General features: G+C 72.8%; 14 protein-coding genes. 4 read left to right on the top strand and 10 right to left on the bottom strand.

Features of this window, described 5'->3' with window-relative positions; all coding sequences use genetic code 11:
• The first annotated feature begins 19 nt into the window (after positions 1-19).
• A complete protein-coding gene (locus tag AB0L37_RS20665) occupies positions 20-1666 on the top strand; it encodes an amidohydrolase (protein ID WP_365507149.1) in 1647 nt (548 codons plus the stop codon).
• Here AB0L37_RS20665 and AB0L37_RS20660 read toward each other — a convergent pair.
• The 3 genes from AB0L37_RS20660 to AB0L37_RS20650 form a co-directional block, all read right to left on the bottom strand.
• A complete protein-coding gene (locus tag AB0L37_RS20660; protein ID WP_365507146.1) occupies positions 1648-2175 on the bottom strand; it encodes a hypothetical protein in 528 nt (175 codons plus the stop codon). The genes AB0L37_RS20665 and AB0L37_RS20660 overlap by 19 nt on opposite strands.
• Positions 2168-3154, bottom strand: coding sequence for a formylglycine-generating enzyme family protein (locus AB0L37_RS20655; RefSeq protein WP_365507143.1), 987 nt, complete (start codon positions 3152-3154; stop codon positions 2168-2170). The genes AB0L37_RS20660 and AB0L37_RS20655 overlap by 8 nt, the downstream gene beginning before the upstream one ends.
• Before the next feature lie 290 nt (positions 3155-3444).
• Positions 3445-3906, bottom strand: a complete 462-nt coding sequence (locus AB0L37_RS20650; protein WP_365507141.1) for a MarR family transcriptional regulator — start codon at positions 3904-3906, stop codon at positions 3445-3447.
• Between the two features lie 69 nt (positions 3907-3975).
• Between AB0L37_RS20650 and AB0L37_RS20645 the strand changes: the two genes are divergently transcribed.
• Positions 3976-4803, top strand: coding sequence for an alpha/beta hydrolase (locus AB0L37_RS20645; protein ID WP_365507345.1), 828 nt, complete (start codon positions 3976-3978; stop codon positions 4801-4803).
• A gap of 13 nt (positions 4804-4816) precedes the next feature.
• Here the strand turns inward: AB0L37_RS20645 and AB0L37_RS20640 are convergent, their stop codons facing one another.
• The 6 genes from AB0L37_RS20640 to AB0L37_RS20615 all read right to left on the bottom strand — a co-directional run bounded on the left by AB0L37_RS20640 (position 4817) and on the right by AB0L37_RS20615 (position 10761).
• Entirely contained in the window at positions 4817-7171 is a 2355-nt protein-coding gene (locus AB0L37_RS20640) for an alpha-L-fucosidase (protein ID WP_365507138.1), read from the bottom strand.
• A 206-nt stretch (positions 7172-7377) separates the two neighbouring features.
• The gene (locus AB0L37_RS20635; protein ID WP_365507135.1) at positions 7378-7551 is read right to left on the bottom strand and encodes a hypothetical protein; all 174 of its coding nucleotides are present in this window, start codon (positions 7549-7551) and stop codon (positions 7378-7380) included.
• Positions 7552-7891: 340 nt separating this feature from the next.
• Positions 7892-8671: a DUF4142 domain-containing protein gene (locus tag AB0L37_RS20630; RefSeq protein WP_365507132.1), complete on the bottom strand. Its 780-nt coding sequence runs from the start codon at positions 8669-8671 to the stop codon at positions 7892-7894.
• A 42-nt stretch (positions 8672-8713) separates the two neighbouring features.
• Positions 8714-9613, bottom strand: a complete 900-nt coding sequence (locus AB0L37_RS20625) for a cytochrome c biogenesis CcdA family protein (RefSeq protein ID WP_365507129.1) — start codon at positions 9611-9613, stop codon at positions 8714-8716.
• Positions 9610-10344, bottom strand: a complete 735-nt coding sequence (locus AB0L37_RS20620) for a thioredoxin domain-containing protein (protein WP_365507126.1) — start codon at positions 10342-10344, stop codon at positions 9610-9612. Before AB0L37_RS20620 ends, AB0L37_RS20625 begins: the two co-directional genes overlap by 4 nt.
• Before the next feature lie 63 nt (positions 10345-10407).
• Positions 10408-10761 (bottom strand): hypothetical protein, encoded by a 354-nt coding sequence (locus tag AB0L37_RS20615; RefSeq protein ID WP_365507123.1) that lies wholly within the window; start codon positions 10759-10761, stop codon positions 10408-10410.
• 138 nt (positions 10762-10899) lie between these two features.
• On the opposite strand from AB0L37_RS20615, the gene AB0L37_RS20610 reads away from it, so the two are divergent.
• Both AB0L37_RS20610 and AB0L37_RS20605 read left to right on the top strand, forming a co-directional pair.
• Positions 10900-11472 carry an HD domain-containing protein gene (locus tag AB0L37_RS20610; protein WP_365507120.1) on the top strand — a complete coding sequence of 191 codons (573 nt, stop codon included), beginning with the start codon at positions 10900-10902 and terminating at the stop codon, positions 11470-11472.
• A gap of 98 nt (positions 11473-11570) precedes the next feature.
• On the top strand, positions 11571-12389 hold the full coding sequence (locus AB0L37_RS20605; protein WP_365507117.1) for an SDR family oxidoreductase: 819 nt from the start codon (positions 11571-11573) through the stop codon (positions 12387-12389).
• On the opposite strand, the gene AB0L37_RS20600 is transcribed toward AB0L37_RS20605, so the two are convergent.
• On the bottom strand, positions 12368-13873 hold the full coding sequence (locus AB0L37_RS20600; protein ID WP_365507114.1) for an SDR family NAD(P)-dependent oxidoreductase: 1506 nt from the start codon (positions 13871-13873) through the stop codon (positions 12368-12370). The genes AB0L37_RS20605 and AB0L37_RS20600 overlap by 22 nt on opposite strands.
• Positions 13874-13924: the final 51 nt, after the last annotated feature.

The following is a 13924-nucleotide window of genomic DNA, read 5'->3' as shown; positions in this document are numbered from 1 at the left end:
CACAAAGGAGTTGCCGCACATGCCCGACACCGCTTCCGCCGATCTGGTCTTCACGGGCGGTCCGGTCCACACCGGGTCGCCCGCCCGCTCCCGGGCCACGTCGGTGGCCGTACGCGGCGAACGGATCGTCGCCGTCGGCCACGACGAGGTCCGCGAGCTGATCGGCCCCGACACCGACGTCGTGGACCTGGCAGGGAAGTTGCTGATCCCCGGCTTCCAGGACGCGCACGCACACCCGGTCGGCGGCGGCATGGAACTGGGCCAGTGCGACCTCAGCGGGGAGACGACACTCGCCGGGTACCGGGAGCGGATCTCCGTGTACGCGCGGGAGCACGCCGACGCCGAGTGGATCACCGGGGGCGGCTGGTCGATGGAGTCGTTCCCCGGGGGCCTGCCGACGGCCGCCGAACTGGACGCCCTGGTCCCCGACCGGCCCGTGTACCTGGTCAACCGGGACCACCACGGCGCCTGGGTCAACTCCGTCGCCCTGCGGCGGGCCGGGATCGACGCCGGGACGCCCGACCCGTCGGACGGCCGGATCGAGCGCGCCGCCGACGGCACCCCGACGGGCATGCTCCAGGAAGGCGCCGCGAACCTGGTCGGCCGGCTGCTGCCGCCGAGCACCCGCGAGGAGCGGATCGCCGGGCTGCTGCGCGCGCAGGAACTGATGCACTCGCTCGGCATCACGGCCTGGCAGGACGCGCTGCTCGGCAGCCACGCCAACCTCACCGACCCGACCGACGCGTACCTGGCGTGCGCGGACGACGGGCGGCTCACCGCCCGCGTGGTGGGGGCGCTGTGGTGGGACCGGGCGCGCGGCACCGAGCAGATCGAGGAGTTGCTCGCCCGGCGCGCGGCGGGGACGCGCGGCCGGCTGCGTTCGACGACCGTGAAGATCATGCAGGACGGGGTCGCCGAGAACGGGACGGCGGCGATGCTCGGCCCGTACCTCGACGGGTGCGGCTGCGCGAGCGACAACAGCGGGATCAGTTTCGTACCGCCCGAGGACCTCAAGAAGTACGTCACCGAACTGGACGCCCACGGCTTCCAGGTGCACTTCCACGCGCTCGGCGACCGGGCCGTGCGCGAGGCACTGGACGCGGTGGAGGCGGCCCGGCGCGCCAACGGCTGGACGGACACACGGCCCCACCTCGCCCATCTCCAGGTCGTGCACCCGGACGACATCGGCCGCTTCCGCGCGCTGGGCGCGAGCGCGAACATGCAGCCGCTGTGGGCGGCGCACGAGCCGCAGATGGACGACCTGACGATCCCGTTCCTGGGCGCCGAACGGGCCGGGTGGCAGTACCCGTTCGGGGCGCTCCTGCGCTCGGGCGCGACGCTCGCGGCCGGCAGCGACTGGCCGGTGAGCAGCCCGGATCCCCTGGAGGGCATCCACGTGGCGGTCAACCGGGTGCTGGCCGACGCGGCGGCGGGCACGCCGGTGTTCCTGCCCGAGCAGCGGATCGGCCTCACGGACGCGCTGACCGCGTACACGGCGGGCAGCGCCTACGTGAACCACCTCGACACCGAGACGGGGACGATCGCCGCCGGCTGCCTCGCGGACCTGGTCGTCCTCGACCGGGACCCGTTCGCGGGTCCGGCCGAGGAGATCGGCACGACGAAGGTGACGCAGACCTTCGTGGGCGGTCAGCGCGTGTTCGGCTGATGTCCGGGGTCGTCGGGGTGGTCGAAGCGGAAGGGCACCGCGAGGCGGGCGGCGAGCTCGGTGCCGATCCGTTCCGCGGCGACGGCCGACGGATGGCGCCCGCCGGGGTCCTCGCCGCCGAGGTGCCGGGTCGCGGCCGTCCACGTGAGGGTCGCCAGACGGTGGTCGCACGCGGGGACGGCGGTGCGGGCGACCAGGTCCACGAACCAGTCGTGCACGGTGTCGCCGTCCCACTCGGCGGCGATCTCCACGACGCGGCCCGGCACCGCCGCGGCGCGGGAGCTCAGGGTCTCCAGGTCGAGCGGCGTCGGGGGGCGCCGCTCGATCCGGCCGTCGAGGTCGATGTACCGCTGATGGACGGCCAGTTGGGCGTCGAAGAGGCTCAGGCCGTGGATGACGAGGACGCGGACGGCCGCCATGCGGGCGTCCTTGAGCACGTGCCCGTCGGCCTCGTCACGCAGGCCGTCGGGCAGTGCGCGCCACACCCGTGCCGCCGTGGTCTCAGACATCGGCGGCACACCGGAAGCCGCAGTTGCCGCTGCTGGAGTCGGGGGTGTTGGCGGTGCGGGCCGCGACCCGGTAGCGGTTGCAGTACGAGTCGTGGCACATGTAGGAGCCGCCCCGCATGACCCGGCTCTCGCCCTGCTCGGGGCCGCGCGGGTCCGTGGCCGGGGCCGCGCTGTGCGTGGCGGTGAAGCGGTCGGCGACCCATTCCCAGACGTTGCCGACGGTGTTGTACAGGCCGTACGCGTTGGGCCGGTACGCGTCGACGCGGGCCGTGCCGACGTGGCCGTCCTCGCCGGTGTCGTGGCGGGGGAAGTCGCCCTGCCAGATGTTGCAGCGCCAACGGCCGCGCGGGGTCAGCTCGTCGCCCCACGGGTAGCGGGCCCGGTCGAGGCCGCCGCGGGCCGCGTACTCCCACTCGGCCTCGGTGGGCAGCCTCTTGCCGGCCCATGCGGCGTAGGCGGCGGCGTCGTCCCAGCCGACGTGGACGACGGGGTGCCGTGCGCGGTCGCCGACATGGGTGCCGGGGCCTTCGGGCGTGCGCCAGGTCGCGCCTTCGACGCCGCGCCACCAGGGCGTCGCGGCCGGGGCCCGCGTGGCCCGCACCCGCTCGGGGGCGAGGAAGCCCGCGAAGACGTACGACCAGCCGAACCGTTCGGCGGCCGTGACGTGTCCGGTCTCCTTGACGAAGGTCGCGAACTGGGCGTTGGTGACGGCGTGTTCGTCGATCCGGAACGGCGGGACGGTGACCTCGCGGACCGGCCCCTCGCCGTCGCCGGGGTTGGCCCGCGCGTCGTCGTTGCCCATCCAGAACGTGCCGCCGGACAGCGCCGCCATGCCCTTGAGCGGGGCCGTGCGGCGCGACACCGGCGCGGGCACGGGCGTCAGCGCGACCGGCTCGGGCGTGCCGGCCGCGCGGGGCGCGGCGCAGCACGCCGGCCGGTGCGGTTCCGCGCCCTCGGACGCGGCGGAGGTGTGGCCCATCGTGCGATCCTCGCACGGCCCGTGCGGGGCCCCGCCCCTGGTCACGGCCGTGACCGGTACGGCCCGAACTGCCGTATGCGCACGTCCGACCCTGGACGGTGTGACCCGCGGCCGCCAGCGTCGCGCGGTGAGCGGTGAGCGGTGAGCGGTGAGCGGTGAGCGGTGAGGGCAGTACGAGGACGCGGCGCCGCACCATCTCAAGGGACCTGACCTGCCGACCAGTTGGACCTTCGCAGCGGAGCGAGGACCAATGCTCCGACGCACACGACGCGGTCGTCGGCACGGGAGGCTCAGTCGCCCTCCACCTCGACGTCGTCGAGCAGCCGCAGCATCCGGGTCAGCACATGGATGCACGTCTCGACCTGGGCGCCGGTCACCCCTTCGATCCGGCCAAGCTCGGCCCGTTCGCGCTCCACGACCGCGGTGATGGCGCGCTCCCCCGCGTCGGTCAGGCGGATCAGTGACGACCGCTTGTGCGTCGGGTTCGGGACGGCCTCGACCAGGCCGAGGGCGGCGGCCTCGTTCGTCATGCGCTGCACGAACTGCCGGCTCAGGGACTGGGCCCGGCCCAGCTGCGGCACCGTCATGGGCCCGTGCCTGCGCAGCATGTCGAGCACGGCCCGCACGCCGACCGAGAGTCCGGCCGCCAGGCCGTCGAGCTCGACCTTGCGGAAGACCCGCCGGTACAGCGGCCCCACGAGGTCGTACACGTCCGCGAGGCGCTCCGCCGGGACGTCAGGGTTTCCGGTCACGCCCCCATGATGCCACTCATGACAACCAGGTTGTCATCTCCCGCTCACAATGACACCTTGGTTGTCATGATGAACGCGACCGCTCCCCAGGACCTCTTCTGGCTCGACACCGGCGCACCCGAGCACCCCTCCGGCCCCGGTCACCCCCTCGTCCTGCTCCACGGCGGCTTCCTCGACCACGGGATGTGGGACGCGCAGATCCCCGTCCTCGCCCGGCACCACCGCGTGATCGCCCCCGACGCGCGCGGCCACGGCGGTTCCGCCAACGCGGCGGGACCCTTCCGGCACACCGACGACCTGGCCGCGCTGCTGCGCCACCTGGAGACCGGGCCGGCGGTCCTCGTGGGTCTCTCGATGGGCGGGTCGATGGCCGTCGACACCGCACTGGAACACCCCGAACTCGTCGCCTCGGCCGTGGTCGTGGGCGCGGGGACCAGTGAGCCGTACTTCAACGACCCGTGGACCACGGCGACGTGGGGTGCCTGGCACACGGCGATGACGGCCGGCGACCTCGACGCCACGGTGGAGGCGTTCACGATGTTCGCGGCGGGCCCGCACCGCACCCTCGACGACCTCGACCCCGAGGTCGTGGCCCGGCTGCGCCGCATGACCCGTCACACCCTGGCCAAGCACACCCGCGACGAGCCCGACCACCAGATCCCGGTCCCCGACACGTGGGCGCGCGCGGCCGGCATCGAGGTGCCGGTGCTCACCGTCACCGGCACTCTCGACTCCCCCGACCACACCGGCATGGCCGAACGCCTGGCGGCGACCGTGCGCGACGGGCGGACGCAGGCGATCGAGGGCACCGCCCACTACCCGAACATGGAGCGCCCGGACGTCTTCGTCGACGTACTGGAATCGTTCCTGAAGCGGTGTCTCCTCCCCGCGAGGTGACGGGCGCGGCCCCTCAGGCCCGCCAGGCCACCTTGAACACCCACGCGTGTTCACCGGCCCGGCGGGCCGCGGCGGGGACGTCGATCACCAACGCCCCCGCCCGGACGGTCCAGTTGAGGGGCCGGTCGTAACCGAGCATCGTCACCTTGTCCCCCGGCCGTACGGGCACCGGCGCCTCCACGGTGAGGGTGGCGCCGGGCTCGGCGAGCGAGTGGATGTAGAAGGCGCTGTTCTGCTTGACCGTGAACCGCAGGTCCTCGCCGAGCTGCGCCATCCGCGACCAGTACGTGGTGTCGTAGATCGCCTCGCCGTTCACCTTCAGCCAGCGGCCGGTCTCGCGCAGCCGGGTCTGCATGATCTCGGGGATGGTGCCGTCGGCCCGCGGCCCGATGTCGAGCAGGAAGTTGCCGTTCTTCGACACGATGTCGACGAGGCTGTGCACGACTTCCTGGGTCGTCATGTACCGGTCGTCCGGGGTCTGGGCGTTGTAGCCGTAGCTGTACGGGTCCAGGCCCCGGCTGGACTCCCACTTGGCGACGACCGTGTTGTCGTACGTCGTGTACTCGGGCGTCGTGAAGTCGTGGAAGCCGATCCCCGAGCGGTTGTTGACGGTCACCTCCAGCGGCTTCGGCCGGTTCTTCGCGTGGTTGAAGTAGTCGGCGAGGACGTGCACCGAGTCGTTCGCGCCGCCGATGTCGCACCACAGCAGTTGCAGGTCGTAGTTGTGGATCAACTCCCGCATCTGCCGCGCCTGGAAGTCCTTCACGTAGTCCTTGCCGGCGGTGTAGCCGGTGTACGGGACGGGTTCGAGGGTGTACGGGTTGCGCGGCGCGTGGCCCATCCACGGGTTGTCCGGGTTGAACCACTCGGGCATCGAGAAGTACAGGCCGCGGTGGAGTTCGGGCGTGTAGGTGCGCGAGGCGTCGAAGAGCTCCTTGACGAGGTCCTTCTTGGGGCCCATCTTCACGGAGTTGCGGTCGGACAGCCGGGTGTCCCACAGCGCGAAGCCCTCGTGGTGCTTGGACGTGAGGACGTGGTACTGGGCGCCCGCGTCACGGAACAGCTCCACCCACGCGCGCGGGTCGAACTTCTCCGCCGTGAAGCGCGGGATGAAGTCGTCGTACGCGAAGTCCTCGCCGTAGACCTCCTTGTGGTGCGCGTACGTCGGGTTGTTCGGGTCCTGCATCTGGTCCCAGTACCACTCGGCGTACTGCTGCCCGACGGGCGCCCAGGCGGGCACCGAGTACACGCCCCAGTGGATGAAGATCCCGAACTTCGCGGCGTGGAACCAGTACGGGGCCTGGTGCCCGGACAGTGACGCCTCGGTCGGCCGGTAGTCGGGCACGCCGAGCGTCAGTTTCCGTGCGGCGGTGGCGGCCCGCGCGCCGCGGCCGGTCGCGACGATGTCGCCGCTCTGCACGGTGCCGGGCGCGACGCCGAGCCGGTTGCGGATGCCGATCCGGACGCGGGCCTGCTCGCCGGGGGCGAGCCGGGTCACCTTCGCGGGCTGCACGGTGCGTGCGCCGGGCACGTCGACCCCGACGGTGAGCCCGTCGGCGGCGAGGACGGCGACGGTGCCCGCGTTGACGACGGTCGCCTCGACGCTCTGCGCGCCGCTGTCCTCCAGGAGCGAGAAGGTCGAGCGGGCGTCGCGCAGAGCGAGCGCCCGGCCCTCGGCGGCGGGCTGGAGCGACAGCGCGAAGACATGCAGGGCGGTCTTGCCCTCCTCGGCCGGCGCGAGCGTGGGCAGGGTGATCGCGACGGCCTCGCGCTGGGCGTCCAGGGCGAGTTCGCTGACGCCGATGCCGACGCCGTGGGTGTCCTTGGTGCCGTCGGGCTTGTAGCGGAAAGCCGTGGAGAGCGCGGAGAGAGCGCCGCCGCCGGAGTACCAGTCGGGCGCGGCGAGCCCGGCGCTCGCCGTGGAGCCGTCGGCGTAGTGGACGGTGGCCTGTCCGGAGGCGTTGCCGTAGCTGCCGGCGGCGAGGAACAGGGCGGACAGATAGCGGCCCGGCGGCAGGTCGACGCGCTGGCCGCGCGCGACGACGTTGTTCTTGTCCCCCGCCGCGGAGGCCGGGAAGACGTAGGGCACGCCGTCGACCTCGACGCGTCCGGCGGGCAACTCCTCGCCCGGGAAGGTGTAACCGCTGCCGTCGAAACTGCCGCCGCGGGCGTCGGCGGTGTCGATCCCGTCGTTGTCGAAGAGGGCATCGAGCGGCACGGGGACCGGGGCGGGGACGGCACCCCAGTCACCGTCCGCGGCGGCGCGCGGCGTGGCGGCGGAGGGTCCTGCGGTGGCCCAGGGCACCGCGGTCGCGGCGGCGACGACGGCGGCGGCTCCGAGGACCTGACGTCTTGGGTACGCACTCATGCACAGCACTCCCTTGAGGGGCGGCGGGGCGGTGGGCGGCTCGACCTTCATTCATCGGATGTCTGATGATGCGGCGGCGCACGAAGACCGTCAATGGGCCGCGCAGAGAAGAGAGTTGGGAGATTGATCCGATGACACCTCGCGGGCAGGGACACAAAAAAGCCCGCACCCCTCACGGAGGAGGGGTGCGGGCCGAGCGCGCCGGGTCAGTCGACGCTGGGCAGGATGTGGGGTTCGGCGAGATCGTCCTCGTAGCCGGCGAGGCGGATGGGCGCCGACCGGGCCCAGACGTCCAGGCTGCCGAGCTTCTCCGGCCTGCGGCCGGCCCGCTCGGTACGTTCCTTCGGGCGCTTCTCGGTGTTCGTCTTCTCTGGTGTCACCGCGCACTCCTTGTGTGTCGGGTAACCCGCTCCGGCATACCGGCTGCCCAGCGTGGTGCTGGGGTCCGGAGGCCCGATCGGGCTTGAACAAAGGGCCAGTTCGGGCGCGGTGGCGCCGGTTGTCGCTGGTGGGATCGGCCGTGGTGATCGGCCTCTCCCCGGACGGAACCATGGGTACGGGTGGGACCCACGTGCGGTAACCGTCCGGCTACAGAGTAACCAAATGAGCGGGGGTCCGCTCTATGGGGCTGAAACCCGGCTGCCCTCCGGAGGTCGCCGGGTGTTCATTCAGCCACGCGCACCCGTCGGCCCGCGACCGCATTCGCTCCCTCGGGGCGCTTCAGGACGTGGGAGCGGGCCGGTCCGTGTTGATGCTGCGGCCCGGTTCGTCGGTCGGGGCGGCCGAGGGGCGCGAGGTCGCGTCGGGTGAACCCGAGGGCACGGCGGGCGCGGGGGCGCTCGGGACCTGGCCGTTCGGCGGGGGCGGGCCCGTCGGACTGGCCGTTGCGGTGCCCGCCGCCTCGTCGGCGATGGCGTCGAAGTCCACGTCACCGGTGTTCTCCAGCATCGTGATGTGGTCGAGCACCGTCTGGTTGGCGTCGGTGGCCAGCTCTCGCACAAGTGTGTTGCGGGTGGTGTGGCGGACCTGGGCGATCGCCGCGAACACCTTTCCGTGGGAGTCCCGCAGCAGATTGGCGAACTTCCGCTCGTAGTCCTTGCCGCTCGCGGCCGTCAGCTCATCCAGCCAGCCCTGCTGCTGCGGGTTCGGCTGATTGGGGAGTTCGACGCCCAGCTTCGCGGCCACGGAGCGCACCCGCTGGTCCAGATCGGTGTGGCCGACGACGAGGTGGTCGCCCGCGTCCCTGATCGCCTGGGTGGGGGCGCGCTCCATGGCCTGCTGGCCCGCCGGTATCTCCCACAGTCCGGCGAGCCTGACCTTCACGACGAGGTCCCGGTCGGCCGCCGACAGCGGCCCCCACTGGGTGGCGACCGTGCCGGCGTTCAGATTCGCCTGGCCGGTTCCCGACCGGTCGGCGTACGACCAGATCGGGAAGGCCAGGGCGCCGAACGTGGCGACCAGGGCGGCGAGGATGAGAGCGGTGCCGTTCACGCGACGCAAGCAGACCTCCCGGGACCGATGTCAACTCGCCCGTGCGGCGAGCTACTTGGTGGTACGGGAAGATACGGGCGGGGCGGGCGCGGCGTTCACCTCCTCGCGGGGTTCGCGGTGCCCGGTCACCGTCCGTGTCCGGCCCCGCAGGGCCCGTACGACGAACACCAGGCCCACGGCGGCGACCGCCAGGGCCGTCAGGGCCGCGTCCGGCACCCGGTCGCCGACGCGGCGCGCCCACTGCTCGGCGGCGAACGAGGCGTCGACGTCGAGCAGTCCGGGCAGCGCCGTCGTCCCGTCGAAGACCAGGAACAGGGTGCCGAGCGCGAGGAAGAACAGGCCGGAGGCGAGGGACGTCGAGTGCGCCTCGAACCGCCCGATCCGCACGCTCCTGCCGCGCAGCCACCGCCGGCGCCCCAGGTCGAGCCGCTCCCACAGCAGGGCGAGCAGGAACAGCGGTACGGCCATGCCCAGCGCGTAGACGGCGAGCAGGGCCCCGCCGTAGACCGGGTGCCCGCCGAGCGCGGCGACGGTGAGGACGCTGCCGAGGATCGGTCCCGCGCAGAATCCGGCGAGGCCGTAGACGGCGCCGAGGGCGTAGACGGACAGGGCGTTCGTGGGGCGGATGCGGCCGGAGAGTTCGGTCATCCGCCGCGAGGCGAATCCGCGGCCGGCGATCTGGAGCAGGCCGAGCGCGATGATCAGCCAGCCGCCGACGGTGACCAGCAGATCGCGGTTGCCGTAGAAGAAGCGCCCCGCGTACGAGCCGGCGGCGCCGAGCGGCACGAGGGTCGTCGCGAGGCCGAGGTAGAAGATGCCGGTGCGGGCCACGAGACGGGTGGGGCTGTCGATGGAGTACGCGAAGAACGCGGGCAGGAGCAGCGCGCTGCACGGGCTGAGCAGCGCGAGCAGTCCGCCGAGGAACGCCGCGAGGTAGCCGATGTCGCTCACTTCTCGGCCGCCTGCTGTGCTGCTGTCTCGATCGCCTGCTCGAAGGTGGCGGCGGGCTGGGCTCCGGCCAGGGGCCTGCCGTTGATCAGGAAGGACGGCGTGGACGTGGCTCCCAGGCGGTAGGCCTCGTCGCGGTCCTTCCTGACCGCCGCGTGCGCCGCCTCGCCGTCGCGGTCGGCGCGGAACCGGTCGAGGTCGCGCACCCCGGCCTCGCGGGCGAGGGCGTCGAGGCGGCCTGCGCCGAAGCCCTTCTCCTTGGCTCCGTCGGCGTAGGCCGCCCGGTGGAACTGCCAGAAGCGGCCCTGCTGTCCGGCCGCCCAGGCGGCGCGCGCCGCGGCCTCCGACTCGGCCCCGAAGATCGGGAAGTTGCGCCACTCGATGCGCAGGGTGCCCTCGTCGACGTACTTCTTCACGAGGCCGGGTTCGGTGTCGCGGGCGAACTTGCCGCAGTAGCCGCACTTGAAGTCGGCGTACTCGATGAGGACGACGGGGGCGTCGGCGCGGCCCCGGGCGAGCCGGTCGCCGCTGTCGCGCCGGGCGAGCCTCACGAGCTGGGCCGTGGCGTCGTCGGGCTGCTGCCCGGCGGAGCTCTCCTGACGGGAGGAGGCGTCGCTTCGGGGTTCGGGCCTGGTCGCGGTGTACGAGACGGTGCCGAGCAGGGCGGCGGCGACGGCCACGGCGGCGCCGATGGCGAGCGGGCGGGTCTTTTTGCTTGACGTGTTCTCGGGCATGACGAAGTCGTCCTTGCGTGGGGAGGTACAGGTGATGACGGGTCGGCGGGACGCCGGGGTCATCTACACGCGCAGGACGGACAGTTCGACGGGGCTGGGCGGGTCGAGCGGGGGCGGGCCGCGGCCGGCCGGCGTCGGCGGGATCGCGCTGTCGAACACGGCGGTGGCGCCGTGCCCGTGCGCGTACACGAGCGGCGCGAGGAGCTCATGGGCGGACGTGCCGCGCGAGGGAACGCCCTGCCGGCTGTCGGGCGCCTGGTGCTGCTGCGGATCGCAGCCCGGGGTCGCCGGTGCCGCCCGGACGGCCGTGACCGTCGAGGCGGTCGCGGACGCGGTGTCGGCCCCCATGCCCTGGGCCACGCCGAGCACGGCGACGAGGAGTGTCACCAGGAAGGCGTGGAGGGCGAAGCGGGGCATGCGGGCAATTCTGCACCACGCGCGGGAGACGACGCGAAAGGGCGGACCGTTAACGTCCCGTTGACCGGTCCGTCAGGTCGGCATGGTCTGCTTCCGGACAAGGAGAGGGCAGCGGAGGATCTTCGTGAGGAGTCGTCCATGGAACGCGTCGAGCTGCGCACCGTCGAGGAGTTGATGGCCGCGCTGCACGCCTGCCGCGGCGCGTGGGACGCCCCCGACCGCGGTGGCGACCCCGTCGATCTGCACGACCACGCGCTGCAGACCGCGGCGTTGCTGCGCCGCGGCCGGCCCAGCGACAAGGAGTTGCAGGTCGCGGGTCTCGTCCACGATCTCGGGCATCTGCTGTGCCCGGGCGACGACGCGGGGCACGCGGACCGGGCCGCGGACGCGGTGCGCGGGCTGCTCGGCGAGCGGGTCGCCGCTCTCGTACGGCTGCACGTCCCGGCCAAGCGGTATCTCGCGGCGGTCGAGCCGGGCCGGGGCCTGTCGCCGCAGAGCGCGCTGACCATGGGGACGCAGGGCGGCCCGATGACGCCGCGGGAGGTCGCCGCGTTCGAGGCGGACCCCCTGTGCGAGGACGCGGTGACGCTGCGGCAGGCCGACGACGCGGGCAAGGTGGTGGGCCTGGACGCCGGGGTCCTCGACGACTGGCGTCCGGTTCTTGAGCTGGTGGCGGCGGGGGCCAGGCCAACGCCGGTCGCCGTCACGTGAGGTGGGGCTCCCCCGGTCACACTCCTTTACCAACGGTCCACGAACCTCGCACGGCTGACACATCGTCATGGCTCGGGTGGTCATGAGACCGTACGCCCATGACTTCACGCCCCCTCGACGGCAGGGCGGCCGTCGTGACCGGTGCCTCGCGGGGCATCGGCCGCGCCGTCGCCGACGAACTCGCCCGCGCGGGGGCGCGGTTGTGCGTGACGGCACGCGACACCGACGGGGTGCGCGAGACGGTCGTGGCGCTGCGCGCGCGGGGCGCGGACGCGATCGGGGTGGCCGGTTCCGTCGCCGATCCGGCCCACCTGTGGGAGGTCACGGAGGCGACGCTCGCGGCGTACGGCCGGGTCGACATCGTCGTGAACAACGCCGCGACGAACCAGCCGTACGGCCCGCTCATGGACGCCGACCCGGACGCGTGGCGCACGGCGTTCACGGTGAACGTGGAGGCGCCGCTGCGCCTGGTGCAGTGCGCGTGGCGGGCGTGGATGAGCGAGCACGGCGGCGCCGTCGTCAACGTATGCACCGAAGGAGCCGCGCATGTCGGCCCGCACGTGGGTGCGTACGGGACGAGCAAGGCGGCGCTGCTGCACCTGACGGCTCAACTCGCGGGCGAGCTTGGCCCGTTGGTGCGGGTCAACTCGGTCTCCCCCGGCCTGGTGCGCACCGAGATGGCGCGGTTCGTGTGGGAGCGGGCCGAGGAGGCGGTGGCGGCCGGGCTGCCGACCGGGCGGATCGGCGAGCCCGAGGACATCGCGCGGGCGGTGCGCTGGCTGGTGTCGGACGAGGCGTCCTGGATCACCGGCGCGGACCTCCTCGTGGACGGCGGCACACGGGTGCGCGCCGCCTCACCCACCGGCGACGCGCAGGCCGTGCAGCACCAGCTGCGTCACCACTTGCCGGGCGCGTAGTCCTTGAGGAAGACGCCGTACACGTCGTCGCCGGCCTCGCCGCGCACGACCGGGTCGTACACGCGGGCCGCGCCGTCGATCAGGTCGAGCGGGGCGTGGAAGCCCTCCTCTGCGAGGCGCAGTTTGTCGTAGTGCGGGCGCTCGTCGGTGATCCAGCCGGTGTCGACCGACGTCATGAGGATGCCGTCCGTCTGGAACATCTCCTGCGCGCTGGTCCGCGTGACCATGTTCATCGCGGCCTTCGCGGCGTTCGTGTTCGGGTGGCCCGCGCCCTTGTAGCCGCGGCCGAAGACGCCCTCCATCGCCGAGACGTTCACGACGTACGCGCGTCCGCTCGCCGCCTTCTTGGCGGCGTCGGCCATGGCCGAGCGCAGGGCGCTGATCAGGATGAACGGCGACGTGTAGTTGCACAGCTGGGTCTCGAGGAGCTCCACCGGGGAGATCTGCTCGATGGTCTGCACCCAGGTGTTGGTGTCGACGACGTCCGGCACCAGGCCGCCCGCGTCGATGGCGGTGCCGTCGAGGTGCCGCTCGATGCTCGCGTTGCCCGCGACGAGGGCGAGGTCGGCGACCTGCTGGGCGTCGAGGCCGCTGACGCCGACGGGCAGCGCGGCGAGGCCGTCGACGGCGCCCGAGTTGAACGCGCCGATCACCGAGTGCGCGGGCAGCTCGCCGGCGGGCAGCGGGGCGCTCTCGCCCTCGACCAGGGCCGCGTAGGCGGAGGGCAGCCGGCGCACGGTCTGCGTGGCGTTGTTGATCAGGATGTCCAGCGGGCCCGCGGCGGTGAGCTGCTCGGCGAGGGCGACGGTCTGGGCCGGGTCGCGCAGGTCGATGCCGACGACCTCCAGGCGGTGGATCCACTCCGCGGAGTCCTCCATCGCCTTGAAGCGGCGGATGGCGTCCTTCGGGAAGCGCGTGGTGATCGTCGTGTGGGCGCCGTCGCGCAGGAGGCGCAGCGCGATGTACATGCCGATCTTGGCGCGGCCGCCGGTGAGCAGGGCGCGCTTGCCGGTGAGGTCGGTGCGGGCGTCGCGCTTCTCGCGGTTCAGGCGGGCGCAGTCCGGACAGAGCTGGTGGTAGAAGTAGTTGACCTCGACGTACCGGGTCTTGCAGGTGTAGCAGGAGCGGGGGCGCTGGAGTATCCCCGCGATCCGGCCCTCCTCGACCTTCGACGAGGGCAGCAGGCCCTCGGTCTCGTCGTCGATGCGCTCCGCGGAGCCGGTCGCGGTCGCCTCGGTGACGGCCTTGTCGTGGGCGGTCTTGGCGGCACGGCGCTCCTGGCGGCGGCGCTGCTTCACGGTCCGGTAGATCCCGGCCGTGGCGCGCCGGACCTTGATCGCGTCGGGGTGGTCGACGTCCAGCTTGTCGAGCTCGTCCAGCACGCTCAGACACACGGCGAGACGCTCCGGGTCGATGCCGGGGCCGAACTCGATGCCGGCGGCCTCGCCGGCCTCGGGGGCCTGGTTGTCCTCTGTGACGGTCATCGCCGCTGCTGTTCCTCGTGTCGCTCGTGCCGCGGCGGGACGGGATGGCCG

The organism is Streptomyces sp. NPDC052225 (assembly GCF_040679615.1).
Lineage (GTDB): Bacteria > Actinomycetota > Actinomycetes > Streptomycetales > Streptomycetaceae > Streptomyces.
Note: the sequence above shows the minus strand (reverse complement) of the source record. Positions and strands in the feature narration are given on the sequence as shown.

Coding starts and splice junctions, on each gene's coding strand:
- AB0L37_RS20665 (WP_365507149.1), top strand. CDS start 20: ATGCCCGACACCGCTTCCGCCGATCTGGTCTTCACGGGCGGTCCGGTC.
- AB0L37_RS20660 (WP_365507146.1), bottom strand. CDS start 2,175: ATGTCTGAGACCACGGCGGCACGGGTGTGGCGCGCACTGCCCGACGGC.
- AB0L37_RS20655 (WP_365507143.1), bottom strand. CDS start 3,154: ATGGGCCACACCTCCGCCGCGTCCGAGGGCGCGGAACCGCACCGGCCG.
- AB0L37_RS20645 (WP_365507345.1), top strand. CDS start 3,976: ATGAACGCGACCGCTCCCCAGGACCTCTTCTGGCTCGACACCGGCGCA.
- AB0L37_RS20640 (WP_365507138.1), bottom strand. CDS start 7,171: ATGAGTGCGTACCCAAGACGTCAGGTCCTCGGAGCCGCCGCCGTCGTC.
- AB0L37_RS20620 (WP_365507126.1), bottom strand. CDS start 10,344: ATGCCCGAGAACACGTCAAGCAAAAAGACCCGCCCGCTCGCCATCGGC.
- AB0L37_RS20615 (WP_365507123.1), bottom strand. CDS start 10,761: ATGCCCCGCTTCGCCCTCCACGCCTTCCTGGTGACACTCCTCGTCGCC.
- AB0L37_RS20610 (WP_365507120.1), top strand. CDS start 10,900: ATGGAACGCGTCGAGCTGCGCACCGTCGAGGAGTTGATGGCCGCGCTG.
- AB0L37_RS20605 (WP_365507117.1), top strand. CDS start 11,571: ATGACTTCACGCCCCCTCGACGGCAGGGCGGCCGTCGTGACCGGTGCC.
- AB0L37_RS20600 (WP_365507114.1), bottom strand. CDS start 13,873: ATGACCGTCACAGAGGACAACCAGGCCCCCGAGGCCGGCGAGGCCGCC.